General features: G+C 48.8%; 1 pseudogene. It reads left to right on the top strand.

Features of this window, described 5'->3' with window-relative positions:
• Positions 1 to 277 (top strand): annotated as a pseudogene (locus tag ABR397_RS23520) (ISNCY family transposase); the annotation flags it as partial.
• Positions 278 to 361: the final 84 nt, after the last annotated feature.

The following is a 361-nucleotide window of genomic DNA, read 5'->3' as shown; positions in this document are numbered from 1 at the left end:
GAGGTATGAGGAGGTACTAATGACAATAGCGCAGAAACTGGAGCAGAAGGGGCACCAGAAAGGGTTTATTGAAGGGCGTCTGGAAGGGCGCCAAGAAGGACGCCAGGAAGGGCACCAAGAAGGACGCCAGGAAGGACTCCAGGAAGGATTGCATAAAGGCGAAAAACGGGGGATCCTGAAAATCGCGTGTGCGATGATCGACATGGGTATTGACCGTGAAACGATAATGAAAACGACCGGGTTGAGCCAAAACGAACTTGAGCAAATACGCCACTAACTCGTGCTGAGAGTTCTTAATCAGTATTCAATGATTCATGTTAAAAGAGGATCTTACGGTGACTGTCAGAACAGTCACCGAAGT

It is taken from the genome of Photorhabdus viridis, assembly GCF_040256935.1.
Lineage (GTDB): Bacteria > Pseudomonadota > Gammaproteobacteria > Enterobacterales > Enterobacteriaceae > Photorhabdus > Photorhabdus viridis.
This window is presented reverse-complemented; position numbering and strand designations above follow the sequence as displayed.